The organism is Streptomyces sp. NRRL S-646, from assembly GCF_000720765.1.
GTDB lineage: Bacteria > Actinomycetota > Actinomycetes > Streptomycetales > Streptomycetaceae > Streptomyces.
In genome coordinates, this window is sequence record NZ_JODC01000008.1 from 655,902 (window position 1) to 679,546 (window position 23,645).

At 68.9% G+C, this 23,645-nt stretch carries 21 protein-coding genes and 1 pseudogene; 12 read left to right on the top strand and 10 right to left on the bottom strand.

The features are described from left to right. Positions 1–22 precede the first annotated feature (22 nt). Complete coding sequence (locus tag IH68_RS0123030; protein ID WP_030938238.1) at positions 23–928, bottom strand: LysR family transcriptional regulator; 906 nt, start codon at positions 926–928, stop codon at positions 23–25. 146 nt (positions 929–1,074) lie between these two features. Here IH68_RS0123030 and IH68_RS0123035 point away from each other — a divergent pair, with 146 nt between their 5' ends. The 3 genes from IH68_RS0123035 to IH68_RS51795 all read left to right on the top strand — a co-directional run bounded on the left by IH68_RS0123035 (position 1,075) and on the right by IH68_RS51795 (position 5,132). Continuing rightward, a complete protein-coding gene (locus IH68_RS0123035; RefSeq protein WP_030938240.1) occupies positions 1,075–2,193 on the top strand; it encodes a PrpF domain-containing protein in 1,119 nt (372 codons plus the stop codon). After that, positions 2,190–3,587: a C4-dicarboxylate transporter DctA gene (gene dctA, locus IH68_RS0123040; protein WP_030938242.1), complete on the top strand. Its 1,398-nt coding sequence runs from the start codon at positions 2,190–2,192 to the stop codon at positions 3,585–3,587. The genes IH68_RS0123035 and dctA overlap by 4 nt, the downstream gene beginning before the upstream one ends. A 441-nt stretch (positions 3,588–4,028) precedes the next feature. Beyond that, positions 4,029–5,132 carry an alpha/beta fold hydrolase gene (locus IH68_RS51795; RefSeq protein ID WP_078912562.1) on the top strand — a complete coding sequence of 368 codons (1,104 nt, stop codon included), beginning with the start codon at positions 4,029–4,031 and terminating at the stop codon, positions 5,130–5,132. A 134-nt stretch (positions 5,133–5,266) separates the two neighbouring features. Here IH68_RS51795 and IH68_RS0123055 read toward each other — a convergent pair whose 3' ends face one another. The 3 genes from IH68_RS0123055 to IH68_RS0123065 all read right to left on the bottom strand — a co-directional run bounded on the left by IH68_RS0123055 (position 5,267) and on the right by IH68_RS0123065 (position 9,012). Next, positions 5,267–6,244 (bottom strand): hypothetical protein, encoded by a 978-nt coding sequence (locus IH68_RS0123055; RefSeq protein WP_159403713.1) that lies wholly within the window; start codon positions 6,242–6,244, stop codon positions 5,267–5,269. 384 nt (positions 6,245–6,628) lie between these two features. Beyond that, positions 6,629–8,140, bottom strand: coding sequence for a lysyl oxidase family protein (locus IH68_RS0123060; protein ID WP_030938249.1), 1,512 nt, complete (start codon positions 8,138–8,140; stop codon positions 6,629–6,631). A 350-nt stretch (positions 8,141–8,490) separates the two neighbouring features. Next, entirely contained in the window at positions 8,491–9,012 is a 522-nt protein-coding gene (locus tag IH68_RS0123065; RefSeq protein ID WP_030938251.1) for an RICIN domain-containing protein, read from the bottom strand. A gap of 315 nt (positions 9,013–9,327) precedes the next feature. Between IH68_RS0123065 and IH68_RS0123070 the strand changes: the two genes are divergently transcribed. Next, entirely contained in the window at positions 9,328–9,990 is a 663-nt protein-coding gene (locus IH68_RS0123070) for a hypothetical protein (RefSeq protein WP_051833665.1), read from the top strand. 400 nt (positions 9,991–10,390) lie between these two features. Continuing rightward, positions 10,391–11,032 carry a carbonic anhydrase gene (locus IH68_RS0123075; RefSeq protein ID WP_030938255.1) on the top strand — a complete coding sequence of 214 codons (642 nt, stop codon included), beginning with the start codon at positions 10,391–10,393 and terminating at the stop codon, positions 11,030–11,032. A 98-nt stretch (positions 11,033–11,130) separates the two neighbouring features. On the opposite strand, the gene IH68_RS0123080 is transcribed toward IH68_RS0123075, so the two are convergent. Next, the gene (locus IH68_RS0123080; RefSeq protein ID WP_030938257.1) at positions 11,131–12,108 is read right to left on the bottom strand and encodes an L-threonylcarbamoyladenylate synthase; all 978 of its coding nucleotides are present in this window, start codon (positions 12,106–12,108) and stop codon (positions 11,131–11,133) included. A gap of 604 nt (positions 12,109–12,712) precedes the next feature. On the opposite strand from IH68_RS0123080, the gene IH68_RS0123085 reads away from it, so the two are divergent. After that, on the top strand, positions 12,713–13,540 hold the full coding sequence (locus tag IH68_RS0123085) for a class I SAM-dependent methyltransferase (RefSeq protein ID WP_030938259.1): 828 nt from the start codon (positions 12,713–12,715) through the stop codon (positions 13,538–13,540). A 353-nt stretch (positions 13,541–13,893) separates the two neighbouring features. On the opposite strand, the gene IH68_RS0123090 is transcribed toward IH68_RS0123085, so the two are convergent. After that, positions 13,894–14,511: a hypothetical protein gene (locus IH68_RS0123090; RefSeq protein WP_234341502.1), complete on the bottom strand. Its 618-nt coding sequence runs from the start codon at positions 14,509–14,511 to the stop codon at positions 13,894–13,896. Between the two features lie 694 nt (positions 14,512–15,205). Between IH68_RS0123090 and IH68_RS0123095 the strand changes: the two genes are divergently transcribed. Continuing rightward, positions 15,206–16,360 (top strand): AI-2E family transporter, encoded by a 1,155-nt coding sequence (locus tag IH68_RS0123095; RefSeq protein WP_420719001.1) that lies wholly within the window; start codon positions 15,206–15,208, stop codon positions 16,358–16,360. A 384-nt stretch (positions 16,361–16,744) separates the two neighbouring features. Continuing rightward, entirely contained in the window at positions 16,745–17,185 is a 441-nt protein-coding gene (locus tag IH68_RS0123100) for a VOC family protein (protein WP_030938264.1), read from the top strand. A gap of 388 nt (positions 17,186–17,573) precedes the next feature. Here IH68_RS0123100 and IH68_RS0123105 read toward each other — a convergent pair whose 3' ends face one another. After that, positions 17,574–18,230 carry a DUF4328 domain-containing protein gene (locus IH68_RS0123105; protein ID WP_159403714.1) on the bottom strand — a complete coding sequence of 219 codons (657 nt, stop codon included), beginning with the start codon at positions 18,228–18,230 and terminating at the stop codon, positions 17,574–17,576. A gap of 307 nt (positions 18,231–18,537) precedes the next feature. Between IH68_RS0123105 and IH68_RS59435 the strand changes: the two genes are divergently transcribed. The 3 genes and pseudogenes from IH68_RS59435 (at position 18,538) to IH68_RS0123120 (ending at position 19,896) form a co-directional block, all read left to right on the top strand. Beyond that, positions 18,538–18,888: a hypothetical protein gene (locus IH68_RS59435; RefSeq protein ID WP_159403715.1), complete on the top strand. Its 351-nt coding sequence runs from the start codon at positions 18,538–18,540 to the stop codon at positions 18,886–18,888. Continuing rightward, positions 18,870–19,196, top strand: a pseudogene (locus tag IH68_RS0123115) (phosphotransferase); the annotation flags it as partial. The gene IH68_RS59435 and the pseudogene IH68_RS0123115, both read left to right, overlap by 19 nt. Positions 19,197–19,482: 286 nt before the next feature. Continuing rightward, on the top strand, positions 19,483–19,896 hold the full coding sequence (locus IH68_RS0123120; RefSeq protein ID WP_030938268.1) for a sigma-70 family RNA polymerase sigma factor: 414 nt from the start codon (positions 19,483–19,485) through the stop codon (positions 19,894–19,896). Positions 19,897–20,024: 128 nt separating this feature from the next. On the opposite strand, the gene IH68_RS0123125 is transcribed toward IH68_RS0123120, so the two are convergent. Both IH68_RS0123125 and IH68_RS0123130 read right to left on the bottom strand, forming a co-directional pair. After that, a complete protein-coding gene (locus IH68_RS0123125; protein ID WP_030938269.1) occupies positions 20,025–20,621 on the bottom strand; it encodes an NADPH-dependent F420 reductase in 597 nt (198 codons plus the stop codon). A gap of 38 nt (positions 20,622–20,659) precedes the next feature. Then, complete coding sequence (locus tag IH68_RS0123130) at positions 20,660–21,493, bottom strand: inositol monophosphatase family protein (RefSeq protein WP_030938271.1); 834 nt, start codon at positions 21,491–21,493, stop codon at positions 20,660–20,662. Positions 21,494–21,630: 137 nt separating this feature from the next. On the opposite strand from IH68_RS0123130, the gene IH68_RS0123135 reads away from it, so the two are divergent. Continuing rightward, a complete protein-coding gene (locus tag IH68_RS0123135; protein WP_030938272.1) occupies positions 21,631–22,530 on the top strand; it encodes a LysR family transcriptional regulator in 900 nt (299 codons plus the stop codon). 403 nt (positions 22,531–22,933) lie between these two features. Here IH68_RS0123135 and IH68_RS0123140 read toward each other — a convergent pair whose 3' ends face one another. Then, the gene (locus tag IH68_RS0123140; RefSeq protein ID WP_420719005.1) at positions 22,934–23,257 is read right to left on the bottom strand and encodes a terpene synthase family protein; all 324 of its coding nucleotides are present in this window, start codon (positions 23,255–23,257) and stop codon (positions 22,934–22,936) included. Between the last annotated feature and the right edge of the window lie 388 nt (positions 23,258–23,645).

The following is a 23,645-nucleotide window of genomic DNA, read 5'->3' on the forward strand; positions in this document are numbered from 1 at the left end:
GACCGGTGGGCGTGGTCCGGTTTCAGAAGGTGCGGGCCGCAGCGGCGCCACGGAGGAGTCCGGCGAAGGTCTGGGCGGCGGGGGTGAGCGAGTGGTCGGCCATCCGGACCAGGAGGATGCGGCGGATGGGGGCCGGCGGCTGGAGGGGCAGGATGTTGACGCCGGGTCGGATGCCCTCCAGGGCCAGGGTGGGGGCGAGGGCGACGCCGATGCCGGCGGCGACCATGGCCTGGGCTTCCTGGTAGTCGTGGGCCTCGTACGCGATATGAGGCTCGAAGCCGACGGCGCGGCAGCCGCGGACGAGGGCTTCGGCCACCGGGTGATGGTCGGCGCGGGTGATCCAGGGGTCGTCTGCGAAGTCGGCGAGCGAGGCGGCGTCGCGGCCGGCGAGTGGATGGTGGTCGCTGACGAGAAGGGCCGGCGGGTCATCGAGGAGTGGGGTGACGACGATGTCCTCCCGGTCGATTCGGCTCCAGTCGTAGTCCCACATCAGCGACATTTCGATCTCCCGGTTCTCCAGCATGGTCCAGAGTCCGGCGATGCGTGCGCTGCGGACGGTCAGCCGTACGTCCGGGTGGGCGTCCCGGAACGCGATCACGGCCTGCGGAAGGAGCGAGGCGCCGACGGTGGGGAAGGTGCCGATGCGCAGTGTGCCCGCGCGCAGGCCGGCGTAGTCGGCGAGTTCGTTTTCCGCGGCCCGCAGTTCACGTTCGATCCGGTGCCCTCGTTCGGCCAGCGCCCGGCCGGCGTCGGTGAGGGTGACACCCCGGGCGTGCCGTTCCAGCAGGGGCTGTCCTGCCTCTGTTTCCAGACGGCTGATCTGCTGCGATACCGCTGACGGGGTGTAGTTGAGGGCGCGGGCGGTCGCTGTCACCGAGCCACGCCGGGCGACCTCCGTGAACAGCAGGATGCGCCGGACGTCGAGCATGTCGCCACCTTCAGAGTTTACTTCAGCTTAATAGCCATGCAGATTTCCGAGATTGTACTTCACGCTGCCGTCACCCACCGTGGAGGACACCACGCACGGCAAGACCGTCGGTGGACTTCCCTTTCTCTGTCTGTGAGGAGTCAGTTGTGCTGCGTCTGCAGGGCGAGATGATCCGCGGAGGAACCAGCAAGTGCTGGATCTTCGACCACCGCGACGTGGTCGCCACGGGCGTGGATGTCGATGCCCTCCTGCTCGCCGCCTTCAACGCCGCCGACCCCCGCCAGATCGACGGCGTGGGCGGCGCTTCCTCCACCACCTCCAAGGCAGCCGTCGTACAGGCGTCGACCCGACCCGGTGTGGACGTCGAGTACGCCTTCGCACAGGTCGGCATCGGCGACGCACGCGTGGAGTGGGCCAGCAACTGCGGCAACTGCGCCACTGCCGTGGCCCTGTACGCCCTCCACCACGATCTCGTGCCGATCGCGCCGGACACCACCACCGTCCGCATGCTCAACATCAACACCGGGGCCCGCCTCACCGGCACCATCCCCACCCCCGCGGGCGTCGCGCCGGAGGAGGGAACAGCCGTGGTGCCGGGTACCTCGGCACGCGGCGTACCGGTCCTGCTCGGGTTCCAGGACCCGGCGGGCTCGACGACCGGCCGTGCTCTGCCGACCGGCCGGGCACTGGACGAGCTGACCGGCCCGGACGGCCCCGTCGAGGCTTCCCTGGTGGACGCCGGCGCGCCGGCCGCGCTGTTCGAGGCCAAGGCGTTCGGCCTCGACGGCACGGAGTCCCTCACCACGTTCGCCACCGCAGTGCCCGCGCTGACACTGCTGCGCCGCCAGGCAGCGCTGGCCATGGGCCTGGCCCGCGAGGGCGACCCGGTCAGCCACGCGGTGCCGAAAGTGGGCATCGTCGCGCGACCCGATCCCTATCGCACCACACAGGGCACACTCGTCAACCAGGACGAGTACGACCTGGCCGTACGCATGGTCTCCATGCACGCCCCACATCCGGCGATCGGCCTGACCTCCGCCGTGGCTCTGGCCACGGCCGCCGCCACCCCCGGCACCCTGGCCCACCGCGTCGCCCGGCAGACCGCCGACGGAACGCTGCGCCTGGGCACCCCCGCCGGCGTGATCACCACCCAAGCCGTCCCCGCACCGGACGGCGCGTCCCCCACGGTGCTGCTGCACCGCGCCGCCCGGCGTATCGCCCGAGCCGAACTCCTAGTTCCCGTCCTGGAAGGACGCCCCGCATGAGCCGCAACGACGCCGCCCCGGGTACCGTCACCGCACCACCTGGCCGTATCCGCCGGATGCTGTCCCACCTCTACATCCAGTGCCTGATCGGCGTCCTCCTCGGCGCCGCCGTGGGTGGGCTGTGGCCGTCCGTCGGCGCTGACCTGAAGCCGCTCGGCGACGGCTTCATCGCGCTGGTGAAGATGTTCATCGCGCCGATCATCTTCTGTACGGTCGTCCACGGCATCGCCTCCATGGGCAACGCCCGCGCGGTCGGCCGCGTCAGCCTGAAGGCTCTGGTCTACTTCGAGGTGCTGACCACCGTGGCCATGGTGATCGGCCTGGTCGTCGTCAACGTCGTCAAGCCGGGCAGCGGTCTGCACGTCGATGTCTCGACCCTGTCCGCCAAGGGCCTGCCGCCCGAGGCGACCACGGCCCACGAGGGCTTCGCCGAGTTCGTGCTCGCCATCATCCCGGCCACACTGGTCAGCGCCCTGACCGGCAACGAGATCCTGCCGGTGCTGCTGGTGTCCGTGCTGTTCGGCTTCGGCCTGCACGCCAGCGGAGAGGCCGGCCTGGGCATCGCACGCGGCATCGAGAGGTTCTCCACGGTCCTGTTCACACTCATCCGCTGGATCATGCGGCTGGCCCCCATCGGCGCGTTCGGCTCGATGGCCTTCACCATCGGCAACTACGGTCTGGGCACCCTGCGCCATCTGGCCCTGCTGGTCGGCTCGTTCTGGCTGACCGCCCTCTTCTTCGTCCTGGTCGTCCTCGGGACCGTGATGCGCCTGAACGGACTGCGGTTGCTGCCCTTCCTGCGCTACATCAAGGAAGAGCTGCTGATCGTCCTGGGCACCTCCTCCACCGAGCCCGTCCTGCCGCGCATGATGGCCAAGCTCCAGCACGCGGGCGCCTCGAAACCCGTCGTCGGCATCACGCTGCCCGCCGGGTACTCCTTCAACCTCGACGGCACCGCCATCTACCTGACCATGGGTTCGGTCTTCCTCGCCCAGGCCCTCGGCATCGACCTCAGCCTCACCCAGCAGCTGACCATGCTCGCCGTCATGCTGCTCACCTCCAAGGGCGCCGCAGGCGTCACCGGCTCCGGCTTCATCGCCCTGGCCGCCACGCTCAGCGCCGTACCGCACGTCCCCGTCGCCGCCCTCGCGCTGATCTTCGGCATCGACCGGTTCATGTCCGAAGCTCGCGCCCTGACCAGCCTGGTCGGCAACGGTGTTGCCACCCTGGCCGTCGCCCGCTGGGAGGGCGAGCTCGACGAGGACCGCGCCAGGGCCGTCCTGCGCGGCGAGATCCCGTACACCCCTGCCCCGGCTCCTTCTGCGGTGCCAGCCGAGCCCGGTCCGAAGGAGACGCCCGCACCAACCCGTGACCCCGTCCCCGCCGCAAGCTGACATGGCTTGGGAGGGCCGGCCCGGAGCAGAGGTTCCGGGCCGGCCCTCCCACGTCTCAACCCATGCGTCTGTCCGTACTGATCCACGGCCCGCAGGGCCGAACTGGACATGGAGGCAGAGAAGTTGAGCCGGCAAGTCCAGGGGTGCGCGATGAGCTCGAGGAGCTCGTTCTCGCGGAGTGGGGGCCGGCGCGCGCTGGCGGAACAACGGCGACGAGGCCACTCGCCCCCCCCCGGAGATGCCCCACGGGCTGGGGCATTCGGCTTCGCCCGGGCGGGTTCTTACACCCACGGGAGTACGCGTGATGACGACTCCCGGTGGATGATCCCGGTCCTGCACAGGGCGATGCTGTGGGGCAGGGCGATGGGCGTCTGCCTGCTCGGCGTGTCCGCGTCGTCCGTGACCGTGCCGGCCGTCGGAATTGCCGGTGCCTGAAACAGAATGGGAACTCGCGTGGATGCCGACTCTCTGGCCGGGCGGACCGACCCCCCGCCGCCGGATTCCGACGCCGCGCCGCGAACGCCCGCGCCGCGCCGTCCGCGGCTCAGACGGTGGTTGAGGCGCATCGCGCTCGCCTGCACCATTCTGCTCGCAGTCGTCACCACGGCCTCGTTGACCTACAACGCCTTCACCGCACGACGGGCCGCGTCTCCAGGAGGGCTGCGATACGTTCACGCGGACGATGTCCGCACCCGTTACCAGACCTGGGGCACAACTGGTTCGCCCGTTGTCCTCGTTCATGGAGCCTTCGAGCAGGTGGACACCTGGGCACGACTGGCACCGCTCCTCGCGCGCGATCACCGGGTCTACGCGCTGGACCTGACCGGAGACGGCTACAGCGAACGCCGCGGCCCGTACACCGTCAGCCACTTCACCCGGCAGCTGCTGGGCTTCCTCAGCGCCATGCACCTCGGTGGGCCGGGGGAGCGCCCCCTGCTCGTGGGCCATTCCAGCGGAGCCGCAGTCGTAGCGGAGGCGGCACTGCGCGCACCGGCGCGGATCGGGAGCGTGATGCTGCTCGACGGGGATGCCCTCAACACCGGCGCCGGTCCACCGTCAGTCCTCAAATACCTGCTGATCGACCCCTACCGCACCAGCCTGTTGCGCCTTGGCCTCGGCGTCGATTGGCTGATCCGCTCTTTCTACGACGCCCAGTGCGGACCGGCCTGCCCGCCGCTCAACGCCGCCGGACTGGATCAGTGGCGTCGGCCGCTGCGGGTGCCGGGCGCGGAGGCCGCTCTGTGGAGCATGCTCGGCGAGGGAGTGCCGGGCCTCCCCGCGAGCGAGGTGGCCCAACTCACGGCCGTCGGCATCCCCAAGTCGGTCGTGTTCGGTGCCGAGGACGACGTGTTCAGCAGACAGACCCCGCAGCAGACTGCCCGGCGCATCGGTGCACCGCACCCCACCCTCATCCCCGGAGCCCGCCACCTGACCATGATCTCCAGCCCCCATGAGGTCGCGGCAGCCGTGGAAGCCCTGGCAGGCGCGCACCCCGCTGTGCCACAACGAAGTGCCGGTACAGGGCAAGGTGGAAGTCCCCGGTGAAACACGGTGCTTGGGCACCACACCGCCCCGCGTGGTCAGCCTCTCTCGGTCGCATGGTCATGGCGCGCGGGAAGCCGCAGCGGCTTGTAAAACGAGCTCTGTCCGGCCCGGGCCGCGGGGAGTCCATGACGTTGTCAGTCGGCCTCCGCTCCTGCGATCAGTGCATCAAGTGCCGTGCGCAGCGCGGCCAGTTCAGCCGGGGTGGGATCGGTCGGTTCGTGCGGCACCAGGGCAGCGGGGTTCACCACGGGGAGGGTGCCGTCCGGACCAGGCGCAGCCGTGGCGCGGGCAAGGAACGCGCCGTTGTCGGACGGCGGGGTGTTGAGGCCGTCGCCAAGCCTCCGCAGTGCTGCCGCGAGCGGGGGCTGGGGGAAGGGGAATTCCGCGGGAAGCAGCCCGGCCTGCCAGGTGTGGTCGTCGCCGCGAAAGTCCAGGACCCAGTTCTCCCAGCCCGGCAACGGCCAGTTGTGGATGCCGGCCGCATTCTGCACGGCCCAGAGCGAGACGGTGCGGGCCTGGGGGTCGAAGTGGACGCCGCCGTGCGGCATGTCGGTGAGTGCAGGGGTGGCCGGCGAAGCGGCGAGCAGGTCGATCAGGCCGGGGCCGGCGGCGAGGTGCTCGATGGGCTCCCAGTCGCTGCCCCAAGCGCGAACGCTTCCGTCGGGCAGGCGCAGGGAGGCGACGGAGCAGGGCTCGGTGTATTCGGTGCCCGCGAACCCGGACGGTTCGAAGGTCTCGAACCAGCCCGGCGCACGCGTCAGGTCTCTGCCGAGGCCCAGGTGGTGGGTCAGATCACCCATGCCGTCGTGCGCGAAGCGGACGTCCCAGCCGGGCCATGTCCGGGCCAGTACGGCGCGGGCGGCGAAATGGTCGGCCCAGCTGTCCGCGAAGGCGAACCACAGCAGGATTCGGCGGTCGTGGTCGACCAGTGCGGCGCCCTCGCACCACACGTCGTCGAGCCATTCGTCGATCTCCCGATTGGCGCGGAAGCAGCGTGTCGCCGCGACCGGACCGGGCAGCAGATCGTCGACCACTCGGTTGGCGGCCCAGTGCGAGTAGTACCGCTGCCAGGCGCCGTTCTCGACCACCACGTACTGCGCTCGTGCTCCCATGATCAGCGAGGCTAGCCCCGCTGGACGACAGGCGGCGAACGCTTTTCAGGCCACCGGCTCGGGCCGGCGCCTGCGGCAAGTTCTGCCACCGTGTGCTGGTCAAGCCGCCTCGCATCAACCCCCCGTGGTCGGTGACCGCCGCCGTCGGTGGTGAACCTGCCCGGCCTACGGGGCAGGGGCGGAGGCGTCCCCCGTTCGTGAGCGCTCCGTCGTCGTCACGGCTGGTCACCACAGACCCGCCGGGGGATCACGTCCGACGTATTCCTCTGAGCGTCGAACACGAACATGAACGCGAGCGCGCGCGACGGACTGCTCCCGCGCGGGTTACTGCCAATTCACCGGCTGCGGCAGCGGGCGGAGGCGCGTGCCCCCGCCCGCCGGTGGTCAGGGAGCGTCGATGCGGCCGTACTTCGGCACGGTCACCGTGCGGGCCCCCGGCGTGCCGCCGAGGACGACCTTGCGGTACGTGACGTTGTTGGCCGTGCTCTGCTCCTTGAGCCGGTTGTCGGGGTTGGCGATCACCTGGATGTAGTAGGTGCCGTTCGGCAGGTCCGAGACGTCGAAGGACTGACCGGGCCGGTACTGGCTGTAGGTGTCGCCGTTGCCGACGTCGAGCACCTCGCGCACCGAGACGGCGGTCTCCTCACCACAGGCGGTGGCGAGGTCGGTGTTGTACGGGTGCCAGTTGGCGTTCTTCACCGTGTAGTCGATGGCGTCGGTGTTGGCCAGGCAGAACGCCTCCTTGCCGCTGCGGACGATCTCCCTCTTGTCCGCACCGAGCAGGCGGTAGCTGGCGAAGTCGCTGAAGTGCCAGTGCTGGTGACCCTCCCGCGGGTCCCACTCCATGGTGCCGGTGGGCGTGTACCCGACCTGCTTGCCCTTGGCGTCGTAGAAGTACTGGTACGCGTCCATCTTTTCTGCACCGGGCTTGCGGAACCCGTCCACGACCAGCGGCGAGGGGCCACCGTTCCATACGGTGGCGCTGAAGGCGAGGTAGTCCTTGCCGGCGACCGCACCGGCTCCGCCCTCGTCCCCGTCGGTGATGGCGATGCCGTACGCGGGCAGGGCACGCAGGTCGGGTTTGGGCACGTCGGCAGGAACGGCCGCCGGACCGACCGGACGCTTCGCGGCCGGCTTCAGGCTCTTCGACGCCTTCTTCTGCCCGTGCCCGGCGCCGGCCAGACCCTGGCCCCCGCCGGCGTTCTGGCGGACCGTCACCTTGACGGTCTGGGGCTTGTCCGCCATTCCGAACAGGTCGCGGTACTTCTTCGCCACCGACACCTTCGCGGTGTAGACACCGGCCGGAAGGTCGATGGCCCCGCGGAAGCCCTGGGACGTGGCCCCTGCCCAGCCCTTCTCGACACCCCACACCCCACCGAGCGCGAACGGGTTGTCGGAGCAGCCGTCGGGGTACTTCGAGGTGGCCGGGGCGTCCGGTCGGATCCGGCCCGCCCGGGTGTTCGGGCAGAACGACTGCGTGGTGTCGGCCACCTTCGTGCCCGACGCGTCGCTGATGGTGACCTTCAGGAAGTCCGGCAGGCCCGAGAAGTCCTTCACCAGGCCCGTCGGCAGGGTCTTGGTCACCGTCCGGCCGCCGGAGTGGATCACCTGTGAGGCGACGACGGGGTCGTTGTAGGACTTGCGCGTCACCCGTATCTCGAGCGGTCCCCCGTCGACCGTGATGTAGGTGCCGAGGTTCAGGTAGACGCCCGGCTCGCCCTGGTAGCGATCGGCGGTCACCGAGGGGGTGGCGGCGATCAGCTGGAGTTTTGGCGTACCCGGCAGTGTCGCCGCTCCCGCACCGGGCGCGGCGAGGGTTCCGGCGGCGCCGACGGTGAGGGCGGCCGCAGCGATGATCGCAGAACGCCGTAAGGCGGTGGGGTTGTGTCTGGTCATGAGTGCTCTTTCTGCGTCTGGTCGGGACGAGTCGTGCACGTCTTGCAGGCAGGGAAGGAGTTTCCTGTGTGCCATCTGTAAAAAGCGTGAAAAGACGATTCAGGTTGCCTGGTGAACGAAAGTCGCCCTGAATCAAGGCTCGTTGCCGCTGTCAGCTCGGTCATCGACGGCCTCCTCGGCCTGTCGGTCCTTGGTGCTCACCTTCAGCTCGCGGCTGATTTCGGAGACCCGCTCGTAGGACGGCCAGCGGCCGCCGCACCGCGACGCCGACCGTGAACGGCATCGGCCCGCCGGACACTTCCGGCGGGCCGATGCCCCGTCATCCTTCGTGTGCCGTTGTGGTGGTGAGGTCAGTCCTTGCTGGATAGGCGCCAGATCTGGATCTTCTTGGTGGTCAGGATGCTGCCGGTGTCGCATGTCCATTGGTGGACGAGGGCGCCGGGTGCGGTGGAGACGATGCTGACGTCGACGCACTTGCCGCTGTGGGCGGCGACCAACTGGTAGTCGTGGCTGTTGCCAAGCGCGGTCACCGCCCTGAGCGTAAAGCGCTGGTTGGTACCGTTGAGGCAGGTCCACTGCTGGACGGCCGCGCCGTCGGCCATCGACAAGGCCGAGACGTCCATGCACTTGCCGCTGTAGTGGTTGACGACGCTGTAAGTGTCGGTCGTACCGGCGACGAGGTGGAAGTCGAAGATCTGCCCCTGTCCGCTCCCGCAGGTGTTCTGGGGGTACTGGGTGCCGTTGGCGGTGGACCGGCCGGGGTCTTCGAGGCAGAGCCCGCAGTGCTCGGCCACGGCAGCGGAGGAGAAGCCGGCCGCAGCGCCGATGCGCAGGCTCGCGGGTGCGAAGGAGACCTGGTCGAGGTGGGGCACCGAGCTGGAGCGTATGCGCTGTCCGATGTCGCTGCCGCCGCCGGAGTCCCGCCTGCGCCTGGGGCACCCACACCGGCTCCTACGTGGCACGTCAGGTCACCGAGAACAAGACACGACGCGAAGACGGAAGGCGATCCGCAGCGCCAATGCCCGCTCGTTGACATCCTTTGGAGCATCAAGCGGGCCGTTCCCTACGAAGCGGCTGTGCTGGTCGCCACCATCAACGAGTGGATGTAAGAATCCGGCGAACGGCCAAGGACCAGTGGGCCTGACAATCCAGTCGAGAAAGCCTTTGCGGGCTGTCACCCTGGCCAGATGCTGCTCAAGTTGACCGGATCCAGCGGCGCGGGCAAGACCACGCTCGCCTTCGCCGTCGCCGACCGGCTGGACGGGGTCGCAGTGCACGACTTCGACGAGCTCGGTGTCCCAGACCCTCCGATCCCTCCCCACTGGCGCAATCGCATGACCGAGGTGTGGGTGCGCCACGCACTGGAGTACCAGGACCGTGGTATGGACCTGCTATTGACCGGGAACTCTCCGCTGGGCGAAGTACTGGCCGCCCCATCGGCCCCGTCGCTGAACGGGATCGCAGTCTGCCTGATCGACGTCGCTGACCAGGACCGGCGCGACCGACTCGCCGCACGTGACGGCGGCCGATGGGACCAGGCCGCCACCGACGCTTTCTGCGGCTGGGCCGCCTGGCACCGCGGGCACGCTCACGACCCGCGCTTCCGGCCTGACGTCATCATCGACGGGAGCTGGCCGGAGATGGCCTGGGACCGATGGACCACGTGGACCGCCGAGGACCCGCGATGGCGCACCCGCCTGATCGACACCACCGGCCAGTCACTCGCAACATCCGTGATCCAGGTCGAACGATGGGTCACCGAACAGCGCAAGGCACACCGGTCAGGCCGACTGGCCCTGACCCGAGGCTGGGCAGACGACATACCCGGCCGAACCACCCACGATGTTTGATCCACTTTTGAACCATGCCCTGGTGCCGGACGCGAGCTGGGTGAGTCGAAGGGACACGGAGTCGTAGCCGTAGCCGCGGTCGGGTCTGACCTGGACCGCGTCGTAGTCGAAGTCCACCCGATGTCCGCAGGGGCCAACGCGTTCAGCGCGGCGCGCAGGTGTTCCGCGGTGTTCCCGGAACTCGCTCGGTACGGAATGGGCGAACCCTGGAGCGGTTGACTCCAGCCCCAGAAGAAACTTCCAGTCGATGCTCCGCGCAGGGCAGCGGCCGCATGACGACCCGACAGGCACTCCACCAACTGCGGGACCGAGACGATCGCCGCCGCCTGCGGCCCGGCCCGGTGAGCTCGGGCGGGGAAGGCGCGGCGCGATCAGAGGTGTCGGCTCGTAGGCTGCGGTCATGACCGAGATCAAGACTCCAACGCCCCGCGACGCCTTCGAGCTGCTGCTGGCCGGTAACCAGCGCTTCGTCGCCGGTGCCCCCGAGCACCCGAACCAGGACGCCGTCCGCCGCGCCGAGATCGCACCGTCCCAGCAGCCCTTCGCCGTGCTGTTCGGATGTTCCGACTCCCGGCTGGCCGCCGAGATCATCTTCGACCGTGGCCTGGGTGACCTGTTCGTGGTGCGTACCGCGGGCCACGTCGTGGGTGCGGAGGTGCTGGGCAGCATCGAATACGGGGTGGACATCCTGGGCTGCCCGCTGGTGGTGGTGCTCGGTCACGATTCGTGCGGCGCGGTGGGCGCGGCGTGCGCCGCGCTGGAGGACGGCATGACACCGGCCGGATACGTCCGCGATGTCGTGGAGCGGGTGACCCCCAGCGTGCTGGCGGCGCGGGCCGCCGGGCGGATGGAACCGGAGGAGATCCTCGCCGAGCACATAAGGCACACCGTCGACCTGCTGCTGGACCGCTCCCGGGTGCTCGCCGAGAAGGTCGCCGCCGGCCAGGCCGCCGTGGTGGGCCTGTGCTACCGCCTGGCCGACGGCAGCGCGCAGCTCGTCGCTGCCCGCGGATTGGATGCCGCGGTCCCCACCGCCTTCTGAGCCCGAGCCAGTTCCATTGATCACTGACGGGCTTGGTCAGGACTGTTCCTTCAGGGCTGGGCACAACCATGCCCCCTGGACGTCGACGTCGTTGCTGTTCACTCGGTGGTCCGGGGCCCTGCGGCGCGGCGGAGCCGGTTGGCGATCGCCAGTCCCAGCCCCTCCTCCACCGGCAAGGATGCGACGATGAGGTCGCATCCGCGCTGGTCGAGTTCGCGAAGGAACCCGTACAGCCCGCGAGCGTAGGCGGCCATCGAGGCGGGGAGGGCTACCACGGCGTGCGCCTTCACCGGAGTGTCGGCGACGGAGGGAGGAAGGAAGACCCCGACCTGGTGCCCCAGCTCCTGCGCGATCTCCGCTTCGGCGACGACCTTCTCGGGCTCGACGAGGACGACCCGGGCGCGCGGCGCGTAGTGAGACGGATGCTGGCCCGGCACTCGGACGCGGCTCGTCGAGTGGACCGCCAGCGGGCGCCGCAGCACCGCTTCGAGATCCTCGCGGGTCACCCCTCCGGGCCGCAGGATGCTCGGCATCTCGCCGGTGGCGTCCACGATGGTCGACTCGACGCCGACCTCGCAGGGACCGCCGTCCAGCACGAAGTCGACGGCATCACCGAGCTCCGCACGGACATGGTCCGCAGTGGTGGGGCTGACCTGGCCGAAGCGGTTGGCGGACGGGGCCGTGACACCGCCACCGAAGGCTGACAGCAGCGCGAGTGCGACGGGATGGTCGGGAACGCGCACGGCCACCGTTTCCAGGCCACCGGTTGCTTCGAGGGGCACCCGGGGCCCGCGCCGCAGGACCAGCGTGAGGGGCCCCGGCCAGAAGTGTTCGGCCAGCAGGCGGGCCGTCGCGGGCACGTCCTGGACCCAGTCGGCCAGGTGCTGCGCGCCGCCGACGTGGACGATCAGCGGGTGTGAGGGCGGGCGTCCCTTGACCTGGAAGATGCGCGCGACGGCGGCGGGGTCCTCAGCGTTGGCACCCAAGCCGTAGACGGTCTCGGTCGGGAAGGCCACGAGCCCTCCGGCGCTCAGCACACCGGCCGCCTTCTCGATGTCACGGGTTTTCGCCGTCACCACGGCAATCCTTTCACTGTTCGGATCTCCCACATTCCACGGTCGCGTCGGCGTACGACGATGCCCGGCTTCAGCGTAGAACCGACGGGGCCCTACCCGGTCGGCCGGGCTACGCCGGGCGCAGCGAGACAGGAGCAGACCGGGAACCGTGCCCATTACCCAACGACTCGGCAGCGTCGACGTTCCGACCATCCGGACTTCCGACCGTCGGGCGCCACGTCCGAGAACCTTTATGGCACTGCGTAGGAAGGGCGTGTGCACGTGGCTCATCGGTGAGTTCAACGGGCGGGGTGAGACGGTGTGTTGGGGCCAAGGGCGGGGTTTTCGTGCGGGGTGATGGGCTGCGATTGAGAGGGTGGTGCGGAGGGTGAGGCGGGCTCGGAGGTATTGCTGCTGGTGCCGGCGGAGACCGTCGGGTTGGACTCCTTCCGGCGGAGGCACGCGGGGGAGAGGCTCTGGCATGGACTGCTGCCATGCGGCCGCGCCGGGCAGGTGACCACCTGGCTGCGCACCCATTCATTCCTGAGCTGCCGGCGGCTGTGTGTCTGCGGCTGCGGGTAAACCGGTGGTGTCTTGGCGACCGGGGCTCGTAGGTTGTGCCCTCGTGACTGACGATCCGAAGACGCGCCCGGATCCATACGGCCTCGGCCGAGTGTTCAACGAGGTGGCGGAGCTCTACGACCGGGTCCGGCCGGGATATCCGGACGAGTTGTTCGCGGACCTGGTCGCCATCACTGGCATGGATGAACGGTCGTCGGTGCTGGAGGTGGGCTGCGGAAGTGGTCAGGCGACGCGATCGCTGGCAGCGCTGGGATGCTCGGTGACCGCCGTCGAGGCGGGCGCAGACATGGCCGCACTCGCTCGCCGCCGGGTCGCCTCCTTTCGCAATGTCGAGGTGGAGACGTCGAAGTTTGAGGAGTGGGACGACCATGGCCGACGCTTCGATGCGCTTGTCGCTGCGTCGTCGTGGCACTGGGTCGCCCCGTCGATCGGCTGGCAGCGGGCGCACGATGTTGTCTCGCCCGGAGGCTGGATGGCGCTGCTGGGCCACGTCGTGGTCCGCCGGCCGGGAGAGCCGGAGGTGTATGCCGAGAGCGCCGATCTGCACGAGCGGTTCTGCCCCGGGAACCCCGGTTGGAGTCATCCGCCGCTGGAGGACGACGTCCGCACCACTGACGAAGGTTGGGGCCTGGTCGAGGACCCCGGAGGATTGTTCGGCCCGACGATGGTGCGTTGGTACCCAACCGTTCAGTGGTTCACCGGGGACGGATTCGCCGATCTCCTTCGCTCGACGTCGCTGTATCGCAGGCTCGATCCGGAGGTCCGTGAGCCCCTGCTGGACGCTGTGGCCGAGCGCATCCGCACGCGGATGGGGGACCGGGCACCACGGCGTTATCTGAGCGTTCTGCGCATCGGACGGCGCGCAGGGTGAGGCCAGGGAGCGACCTCTGACATGCCGCCGCGGCCAGGCGTGTCCCGTAACGGCTGGTAGCGGTGCCATGATCATGCCGTGTCTGGTGTGATCACGGCGTAGGAACTGTCTTGGAGGGCCGCGTTCGCTGGGCTGGCCCACGGCGGTTCGGCACGTCGGCCACCGCGTTTCGGCGCGTAGGCGTGGCCCCCGACAGGCCTGCAGCGGCAGGCCGTGCGTGGTGCCTGCGGTAGCACAACTGGGTGGCGTTGGGTGCTCGTGGCCCCTGGTCCGCGCCACCTGACCCCCGCCGGGTGGTCGGCAGGTAACGGCTGGGGCGGCTGGTATGACGCAAGCTCGGAAGGCAGGCTGGATTACCACTCCTGTCTCAGTCGCGCCCAGGTATGGGTGTCCAGGCTGTCATGGGGGCCGAGGCGGGAGAGTTCGGTGCCGTCGCGTCCCACGGCGACGATGACGGGACGGGCTGCGCGTCTGTTGTTGGGGGAAGTCCAAACAGCAATGAGCCTGCCCTGCGTGGGGTTCTCGATCTGGCGGCCACCAATCAGAACGTGCCCCACGTTCCGGCCGAGGAGCACTTTGACGCAATTGATCCATGGGGCCGTGGTGAGGGAGCGCGGAGGGTCGATGCTGCGGGTGAGGCTGAGGACGCTCCCGCCGTGGTGAACGTCGAGCACCTCGACGTCGACAGGATCGTCTGCGGGGCTGCTGCTGCCTCCCGCGTGGCGCCACTGTTCGCCGTGCCACTCCAGGAGCGCAATGTGTTCCCGTGTCCGCGGTGACTTCGGACGTGCCACGATCCAGATCGCCCCGACACCGGTGGCGGTGTCGACGTCAGCCGACACCACGGTCAGTACACGACATGGCATCCACCAGGGCTGGGGCTCATCTCCCGCCAGCACCCGCCGCACCACGCCGCGCAGAAATGACTCCCACCGGGGGCCCGTCCACAGGGCCTGTGCCCATGCCTGCATGCGCCTGCGATACCCGGTGCCCGACGGCATGAAGCGCCAAGGCGCTGAGGTAACGCCTCATACGTCTGCCCGACGCTCGGGGCGTCTGGCCGAAGGACGGCATGCCGGAGCTGACCGCATGGGAACGGCAGGTCACCTCGGCAGCGAGGTGTGCGGGCTTGTCCTGGGCGGCGGTGAGGCGGTCGGCGATCACATGTTGCCGTCGTCGGCGGTCAATCGTCTGTGACGGCAATGGCAGGCGGGCTGCTTCTTCCGTGGCGTCGTCCGGCTGTGCGTCCTTCGGGAGAGCGCTGCCGGCACCGTCCGTCTCCGATGTCGTTCTCACACCCAGGACCGGCTGATGTGCGTGAGGGACCTGGAGGAGTCGGGCTCGGCTCGCCCGGGCAGTGAACGGCCGGGCGGGTGCTGGTGTGTTGTCTGTCGCTGTGCGCCGCCGCCGGAGAGGGGGGAGACCTGTCGTGGCACGCGGCGGATCGGTCTGCGATTGGTGCTCTGTCGTCCGCATCCGGGGTGGATTGGGTGGTGTTTGGGCCGGTCTGTGGGGTGGGTGGTGGTTGGGATGGTGGCGCTTGTGGGGACAGGTAGTGGCGTGGTTTCGGTGAGGTGAGGAGGTGATGGGCGGGTGAGTGGTGCCGTGCGTCGGTCGCGCAGACATCCGGGTGGGAGGCCGGGTGGCGGTCGTGGCGGGGGACGGTTGCGGGCTGTGGTGCTGGGCAGTCGGCCGGCGCGGGGGGTGGGGCCGGTGGCGCGTGCGCGCAGGGCGGCGGTGGCAGGGCGGGGCGTGGGGGAGGGCGTGGTGGTCGCCCGGGGGTTGAGGGTGGGGGCGGCGTATGCGTGGCGGCTGTTGGTGGTGGGAGTGGTTGCTTACGCAGGCTTTGTGATGTTGGGGCGTTTGCAGCTGGTCGCTGTGGCCCTGTTCCTCGCCCTGGTCGTGACCTCTGTACTGCGTCCGCTCGCCGATCTGCTGGCGCGATGGCTGCCGCGGGCGCTGGCGGTGGTGGTGAGTGTCGCGGGAAGCCTGATGGCGGCTCTTGGGCTGCTGACGCTGGTGGGTGAGCTGGTGGCGCGCGAGTGGGACCGGCTGGGGCGGGAGTTCGGCGGGGGCGTGGGGCGTATCGAGCGGTGGTTGCAGGGGCCTCCCTTCCATGTGAGTCCGACGGTGATGTCGGATCTTCAGGGCAAGGTGGGTTCCTTTGTCTCCGGGCACCGCTCGGCTCTGGTCAGCGGTGCGGTGAGCGGGGCCGGGCGGCTGGTTGAGGTGCTGACAGCGGCGGTGCTTGCGCTGTTTTGTTCGGTGTTCTTCATCCATTCCGGTGACCGGATGTGGTCCTGGTTCCAGGAAGGGCTGCCGCGGCGGGCGCGGGATCCGTTCGGCCGTGCGGGTGGTGCGGCGTGGCGGACTTTTGCCGGGTACACGCGGGGCATCGTCATTGTGGCGGCCACCAATGCGGTGCTGGTCGGCACCGCTCTCTTCGTGCTGCGGGTGCCGTTGGCGCTGCCGCTGACATTGCTGGAATTCTTTGCCGCGTTCGTCCCGCTGGTGGGGTCACCCATTGCGTTGGGGGTGGCCACGGTGGTGGCCCTGGCGTCGCGCGGGCCGGTCATCGCGATCGTGGTGCTGGCGCTGATCGTCGTCGTCGGCCAGATCGAGGGCCATGTGCTGCATCCGCTGGTGATGAGCTGGGCGGTGCGGCTGCACCCTGTGGTGGTGGCCGTCTCGGTGATCGCCGGAAGCGTCCTGGCCGGGGTGGTCGGCGCGGTCGTGGCGGTGCCGATGGTGTCGGTGGCGTGGGCGGTGGGCGGTGAGCTGCGCGGTCCCTGGGCGGGGCGGAGAGGGGTGGGTGCCTAAGCTTGGCGTTTTTCGTCCGTGGTCGAACACGGCCTCGAACTTGCTGACTGAAGTCCTGGCAGATCTTCCGCAGATCCCGCATCAGCCCCACCCCACGCCCGTCATCGACAAGACCGTCCTCACCCTGGACGGACAACGCTGAAAGCGCTCATTGAAAGGAGGGGACAGCACGCTGCGGCTGATCGTCTTCGTGAGAGCGGCCACCTGCGCCGCACTCACCCTCGGTGGTGGCGCCTGGCACGCGGGTCTGCTGTAGCGAGGCTGAGGCGCGAGGCAGATTTTTCGGAGTTCGGCGGTCTGCGGATGTCGAGAACGTGTCGTCGGCTCCGTCCCAGGGCTATCAGCGGCCACCACCGGCCGCACGAGGAAGAAGGAGGAACCAGCATGGCGATCCAGCGGATGGACAATGTCGGCATCGTCGTCGAGGACATGGATGCCGCCATCGCTTACTTCATGGAACTCGGTATGGAGCTGGAGGGCAGGACGCAGGTCGAGGGGCTCTTCGCCGACCAGTGCACCGGACTCGACGGCGTCCGCTGTGACATCGCGATGCTCCGGACCCCCGACGGTCACAGCCGGCTCGAGCTGGCGAAATACCGCAGCCCAGCAGCGATCAACGGCGGGCCCCGCAACCGGCCGCACAACATTCTGGGCACGCACCGCGTCATGTTCGCCGTCGACGACATCAAGGACACCGTTGCCCGCCTTCGCCCTCACGGCGCCGAACTCGTCGGCGAGATCGCCCGGTTCGAGGACAGCTATCTGCTCTGCTACCTCCGCGGCCCGGAGGGCATCATCGTCGGACTGGCCGAGCAACTGCGCTGAAAAGAGGGCCCGAACCATGCAGCCGAACGACATCATCGCGGTTCTGAACCGCCCGATCAGCCAGGAGCTGCTGGCCCGTGACGCAACCCGCCTGGCTTACGTCGCCAAGGACGAGACCCCGCGTACGTCAGGAACGCGAGACACCGGCAGTCGTCTGCCTTCTGCGGCCAGAGCGGATCCGGAACCTCGCCGGGGCGCGGCAGTGTGGCTCGGGGCCTGATCCAGCATCGTCGCGATCGGCGGTTCAGCACATGCCCACCCCCGAGCACAGGTGGTCGAGGCCGAGGCGGTCCAGCGAGCGGGCGAAGGCACGCTCGGCGCTCTCCCGGCCGTAGCCCTGGACGGTTCATCGCAGGCGATGCCCACGGCGTTGACGGCCCAGCCCAAGCTACGACGCCAGGGGCACTCGCGTCGCACGTTTCAGCATGCCACTGAGCTGCCAGACGACGGCGGCGGAAAGGGCGGTCGCGCAGACGTACAGGAGATTGCTTTCCATGACCTGCTGCAGCGCCTGGCTTGTCTGGCCGGGAGTGCGTGCGTGCTTCAGTGCGGACAGGGCGTCGGTGCCCGTGGCGCCCGCGGCGAGGACGGAGAGCCACCAGAGGGTGAGCAGGGGATGGCCGCGCTTACGCTGTGCCGTCGGCCGGCCGGCTGCCCACAGGTCGTTGACGAACATCTTCAGCACGAACAGATCGGCAAAGGGGACCACCCAGCCGAAGAACAACCAGGCACGGTGGCGACGCTGTCCCTCGGGCCAGATCAGCTCCGCGAGGTTGCGCATGCGGGACATCCAGACGCTGAAGACCAGCACCGTCAACAGGGTGGCGCCGCTCCACCAGCCCCTCAGATTTCCGAACCACATGTCGGCGTCGAGCAGCGGCAGCGCCTCGCTGCCGTCCGGCTGAGCCGGCAGTGGCGGTGCATGCAGCACTTGGTACTTGTGCCACGCCGCTACCCCTGCCGCCGCAGTCAGCATTGCGTACGCGCCGAGCGCGCCGTAGGTCCATCGGGTCAGCCCGCCCGGCGCTCCTGCAGCCCTGCCCACTCCACACCTCCTGGAAGCCACCTGTTGGGAACTTCCTGCAGGTCGGCGGGGGATCTTAACCTCACAGGGCGGCGGAAGTCACGGCCCCGCCAAGCCGTGACACCCCGCTCGTGGGCCATTCGCGGACGGCGGCGAAGATCAGGCCGCCACCAAATACGCATGCCCTCAACCCCCGTCGGAAGTCCGCATTCCGGCAAACCTCGCCTTTCCGGCGTAGTGACGAATACCGTAGCGATCCGTACGCTGCGTTGCTGATCGACTTTGTCGGCAGTGGAGGTCCGCGATGTGCCATGGCCGCATCCGCCTCTTGATCTGGACAGCTGCGCTCGCGCTCCTCATGGCGGTGCTGCCCGGGACCGCGTCGGCGGTCGTCGGCGTTGCTGGTGGGGGTGGTGCCCGCGTCGTGGCGGAGGAGAACGTTGGCCCCAACCTGGTGGATCTGACCGTGTCGTCGCCGGCTCTGGGCCGGACCGCCAAGGTGCGGCTGCTGATCCCGGACGGCTGGAACGAGCAGCGCAGGGGCGAGAGTTGGCCGGTGCTGTATCTGCTGCACGGCTGCTGCGACACATATGACAGCTGGACTCGCCAGACCGATGTGGAGACGCTGCCGCAGCTGCGCCACGTGTTGGTCGTCATGACGAGTGCGAGTTGCTCGTGACGAACGGCGTCCTGCCCGCCGACCTGCAGATCGCGCACGTCTTCCTCGACGGCGACGAGGTCACGGGCATCATCGACTGGTCCGAGGCGGGCCAGGGTGATGCCCTGTACGACCTCGCCACCTTCACGCTCGGACATGCGGAGCACCTCGACGACGTCATCGCCGGCTATGGCACCGACATCGACCTCGACGTGATCCACGCGTGGTGGTCGTTGCGAAGCCTGCTGATAGTTCGCTGGTTGATCGAGCACGGCTTCGACCCCTTCGCGCCGGGCTGTGAGGTCGACGTGCTGAGATCCCGGATGTGAGGCCGCACGGGCTGGACCGCTACGTATGCGTTCTGACGCATCGAACAGGCCATCCCCTGGGGCGCATCGCCTGCCCTTACTTCAACAGAGTGCGGTGCGCAGCCGTCGCCAGCAGATGACGGCGCAGCCGAGGCTGACGAACGCGTGATCAATGTCGTCGTGGATCTCTCAACGGATGCGCAGGCGGCGAAACCAATGCAGCAGCGCGATCGCTCCTTCCACGAGCCAGCGGTTGACGCCAAGGCCGGAGCCGTGCCCGGTGCTGCGCCGACGATGTGCGATCACCATGCAGGCGCAGCGCTTGCTGCCGCAGGTAACCGACACCCCGCGGGAGCAGTGGGAGCGGCGCACCCAGCCAGAGCACGATGGCGGCACTCCGCAGCAGGGGCACGCTCCATGGCGCTGGACGTCCCCGACACCCACGACGAGTCCCCGGCGGTCGCGGACACTGGGAGTTGACGAGGCGGCAGTCGAGGGCGTCGAGTATCGCGAGTTCCAAAATTCGCTCCTGGAGGACCTCCCGCCCCGCGAGAAGCGGATCCTGTTGCTGCGCTTCTTCGGCAACATGACCCAGTCGCAGATCGCGCAGGAGGCTGGCGGCATCTCTCAGATGCGCGTCCCCCGGCTGCTGGCGCGCACACTGGCCCAGCTGCGGGAGAGGCACAGCAGATCTTGTGGGAGCGTGCCGCCCGAAACCTGATCCTGCATGCTCCTCACTGAATGTGAGACAGGGCCGTTGAATTGAGGCACTTACCGTCCTGACAGCCGTTCGGGTACTCCGGCTCGCCACGTCTTACGGTCATCCTCAGGAAGAGTTGCGTCGGGCTTTCAGCGGGTGATCGAGATTGCGAAGGGCGCGAATCCGCTGGATCGGATCACGTGGGGTACGAACAGAATCGCGGCCTCGGCGGCCCGGGCGGTCTCGATTCCCCCGAGGTCCGTGATCCACTCCTGCTGCCAGCTGAGGTCGGCAAGAAGCCCGCGTACGACCTGCTTGGCCTCCGGGTCCTGGCCGGAAAGAAAGGCGGTCGGTGTCTGGGCGAGCGCGGCGGGCGCGGTCATCACCGTGTAGAGCATCGTGTTGAGCGTCTTGACGACGCGCGTGTCGGGGAGAGCTTCTTGAAGTTGCTCCGCGAGGCTCGAGCCGGGGTAGAGCAGCTCAGCCGGTAGTCCGTCTGGTCCGTCGACGGTGGCGTTGGAGACGTCTACGAGAATCTTGCCCTGCAGTTCCTCGCGCAGCGCGACGAGCCGCTCCAGGGAGCCGGCGCCCGGGGTGGCGTTGATGACGATCTGCGCTGTCCGGGCGGCGTCGGCGGCAGAGCCTGGTGAGCGGTCCGCCACGGTCACCTCGTGCCCGGCCCGGGTGAGGGCCAGGGCGAGGCTGCCGCCGACGCGGCCGTTTCCCAGAACGGCGATCATGGTCATGTTGATGCGGTCCTTCCGGTGCTTGTGGTTCTCGGGAGTCAGCGGGAGAGAGTGGTGACGGCTTCGGTGTGCACGCCGGGCGCGGCAGCCAGGAAGCTCTCGCTCTGTGGGGTCCAGGGGCGGCCCTCGGCGTCGGATATCCGCCCGCCGGCCTCGGCGACGAGCAGCGCCCCGGGAAGCAGGTCCGCGCGGGCCCCGGCGAACTGCCAGAAGGCCTCGATCCGGCCGGCGGCCACGTTCAGCAGGTGCAGGGTGGCGGGCACGGATGTCCGCACGACGAGCGCATCGAAGAGCATCGCGGTGATCGAGGAGCCGATGCGCCGCACGACCTTCTCGTCCTCGTCCGGCCTGGCCTGGCTCGTGGCCACGAGGCTCAGGCCGAGGTCCCTGGTCTGGGACACGTGCAGCGGGCGGCCGTCGAGGTGGGCGCCGGCGCCGGCGAGCGCGGTGTAGGTCTCACCGGTCAACGGCAGGTGAACTGCGGTGAGCACCGGCTGGTTGTCGCGCACGAGAGTGGCGGTCACCGCCCACTCCGGCAGGGCGTGCAGGTGGTTGACGTTGCCCTCGGCTGGATCCAGGACCCACCATTCGCCGGGGGGCAGGGCCCCGCCCGCGAGCTCGTCCTCCACCAAGCGGGCGTCCGGGCGCAGGAGGGTGAGGCGGGGGCGCAGGACGTCGAGGGCCACGTCGTCGTTGGCGGCGAGCGCGCGCATCAGCTCTTCGCGGGTCTGGTAGCGGACCACGTCGCCGAACCGCTCCCGCAGCGCCACACCCGCCGCGCGCACGGCGACCGCGGTCTGCGCGAGCAGGTCGGCATCGGACGCGGAGCCGACGGTGGCAGCAAATCCGGTGGTCTGAATCGACTCGGGCATGGCGGTGCTCCCATCTGAGCAGGGGGATGACGAGGCGGACCAGGCGAAAGCCGTGTTTCCTTCGCGCCCGCATCTCGAAGGTAGGAGGGCGCATCATTAACTGCAAGTGCATGTAAAGCACGGCTAGGATGAGCCTCATGCAATTGGATTTGAACCTGCTCGCCGCGCTCGATGCGCTCCTGGAGGAAGGCAGCGTGGCCGGAGCTGCTGAGCGCCTGCACGTGACCGCCCCCGCGATGAGTCGAAGCCTCGGCCGGATCCGGCGCACGACGGGAGATCAGATCCTGGTGCGTACCGGGCGCACGATGACCCCGACGCCGTACGCGATCGCCGTCCGGGAACAGGTGCACGAGCTGCTGCAGCAGGTCCAGGGCGTGCTGGCACCGAGCCGCGAACTCGACCTCACGACGCTCGAGCGCACCTTCACACTCCGCTGGCACGATTCACTCGTTGCCCTCAGCGGCCCCGCGCTTCTCGCGGCCGTACGCAAGCAGGCACCGGGCGTGCGTTTGCGCTTCATCGCAGAATCGAGCATCGACACCCCCGAGCTGCGTCGCGGCGAGGTCGACCTGGAGGCGAACGCGAACCGTCCGACCGCACCCGACATTCGCGCCGAGCGGGTGGCTGAGACCCAGCACGTCATCGTCGTGAGGCGAGGGCACCCGCTCACCCGAGTCAAGGCTGTCACCGCCGCACGGTACGCCGCGGCCGAGCACATCACCGTCTCGCGGCGCGGAAGGCTCGGCAACGCCCTCGACGACGCTCTCGCGCGGCTCGGCCTCACCCGACGGGTAGTGGCGACCGCGCCCACCGAAGGGGCCGCGTTCCAGTTCGTGCGCGGTTCCGACCTCCTCGTCACAGCCCCCGAATCGACGACGCGTTCAGCGGCCACGGTTCTCGGTCTGACCCTGCTCCCACTGCCGTTCGAACTGCCGCCGGCCGCGGTGTACCTGTCCTGGCATCAGCGCTATGACACCGACCCCGCACACGTCTGGCTACGCGATCTGGCGCGGACCGCGTTGGCGCCCCCGACGTAACCCAACCTTTAAAGATCTCTAGTACACCAGCAGAAGTACGCTGCCTTACTCACGGTGACGCCAAGTGGCCGGGAGCTGGACAGCCGTCGAAGCCAACGGAGCGGTGAGGGTACTGCCGGGCAGTGACAAGTGCCCGTGCCGACCCCGTTGCAGGCGAACGCCGTGTGATGCAGGGGAGCGCGAAGAGGAGCCGTTCGGGGGACGGTGACAGTAACCGTCCCCCGAACGCTGTCCCAAGCCTCTCTTCTCGGCGCTCACGTACCGCTGGTCGCCGTCGAAGGAGGGGGCACCACGTCTTCTGAGCGCACTCACAAATGCACGCCCGGGGATTCGCCTAGTCGCCGCTTCGATCAACGAGAGTCACAGTCCAACTGGCTGTACGTGGGGGATCTTTGGCGGCCACCTACAGTCGAGCGCAAAAGTCGTTGATCAGAATGGCCGAATCAATGGTGCGCTGGCGCAGGGATTCGATGTACGTGCTGCGCCAGATCAGGGGCCGGATCTCGAAGTGGCCGACACGTTCGGCGAGACCGAAGCACGGACGTGCGCCAACCGAGCGCCTGGCGTTGTGCGTGTGCTGCTCGGTGTCGAGGCGGATGCCGGCCCGGCCATCGGCCTCCTCGCTCAGGTTGCCTTCCAGGTATTCCGCCCAGTCGGCGACCGCCCGCCACTTCTGGGAAATGCCGTGGGTCTCTCGGTGCCGGCAGTCGGCGAACGCCATCACGATCGGTGCGGCGCCCGGGTGGAAGCGGTGCCCGGTGGCTGGCGCAGGAGCACGATCAGAGGCCCGTCGCCGGTCGCCCGCGCATTCCTAGTTGCACCACGAGGCGGGTCATCCCATGGACCGGGTGGAGTGGTACGAACGTGGCGCGGAAGTCGGATGATTTCGGCGGGCTGGTGGGCTCTGGTGGCCCTGGACGGGCTCGCAGAATCCGATGGCGCAACGCAGCTCAGGCGTCAAGAATCGCCGGATGCATGAAGGAAAGTGCCGGGCGGACCATCACTCTGTCCCCGCTACGCTTGGACGACGCGGAGGCGCACCTCGCGGCGGAGGATGAGCAACTGGTGCGGTGGCTCAGCGGCGGTCCCGGCGCACGCGCGGGCGTCTCCAAGCG

What these genes read in the sequence shown, in the direction of transcription:
- IH68_RS0123030 (WP_030938238.1), bottom strand. Translation starts at nt 928, where the DNA reads ATGCTCGACGTCCGGCGCATCCTGCTGTTCACGGAGGTCGCCCGGCGT.
- dctA (WP_030938242.1), top strand. Translation starts at nt 2,190, where the DNA reads ATGAGCCGCAACGACGCCGCCCCGGGTACCGTCACCGCACCACCTGGC.
- IH68_RS51795 (WP_078912562.1), top strand. Translation starts at nt 4,029, where the DNA reads ATGGGAACTCGCGTGGATGCCGACTCTCTGGCCGGGCGGACCGACCCC.
- IH68_RS0123055 (WP_159403713.1), bottom strand. Translation starts at nt 6,244, where the DNA reads ATGGGAGCACGAGCGCAGTACGTGGTGGTCGAGAACGGCGCCTGGCAG.
- IH68_RS0123060 (WP_030938249.1), bottom strand. Translation starts at nt 8,140, where the DNA reads ATGACCAGACACAACCCCACCGCCTTACGGCGTTCTGCGATCATCGCT.
- IH68_RS0123070 (WP_051833665.1), top strand. Translation starts at nt 9,328, where the DNA reads ATGCTGCTCAAGTTGACCGGATCCAGCGGCGCGGGCAAGACCACGCTC.
- IH68_RS0123075 (WP_030938255.1), top strand. Translation starts at nt 10,391, where the DNA reads ATGACCGAGATCAAGACTCCAACGCCCCGCGACGCCTTCGAGCTGCTG.
- IH68_RS0123090 (WP_234341502.1), bottom strand. Translation starts at nt 14,511, where the DNA reads ATGCAGGCATGGGCACAGGCCCTGTGGACGGGCCCCCGGTGGGAGTCA.
- IH68_RS0123100 (WP_030938264.1), top strand. Translation starts at nt 16,745, where the DNA reads ATGGCGATCCAGCGGATGGACAATGTCGGCATCGTCGTCGAGGACATG.
- IH68_RS0123120 (WP_030938268.1), top strand. Translation starts at nt 19,483, where the DNA reads ATGCAGGCGCAGCGCTTGCTGCCGCAGGTAACCGACACCCCGCGGGAG.
- IH68_RS0123125 (WP_030938269.1), bottom strand. Translation starts at nt 20,621, where the DNA reads ATGACCATGATCGCCGTTCTGGGAAACGGCCGCGTCGGCGGCAGCCTC.
- IH68_RS0123130 (WP_030938271.1), bottom strand. Translation starts at nt 21,493, where the DNA reads ATGCCCGAGTCGATTCAGACCACCGGATTTGCTGCCACCGTCGGCTCC.
- IH68_RS0123135 (WP_030938272.1), top strand. Translation starts at nt 21,631, where the DNA reads ATGCAATTGGATTTGAACCTGCTCGCCGCGCTCGATGCGCTCCTGGAG.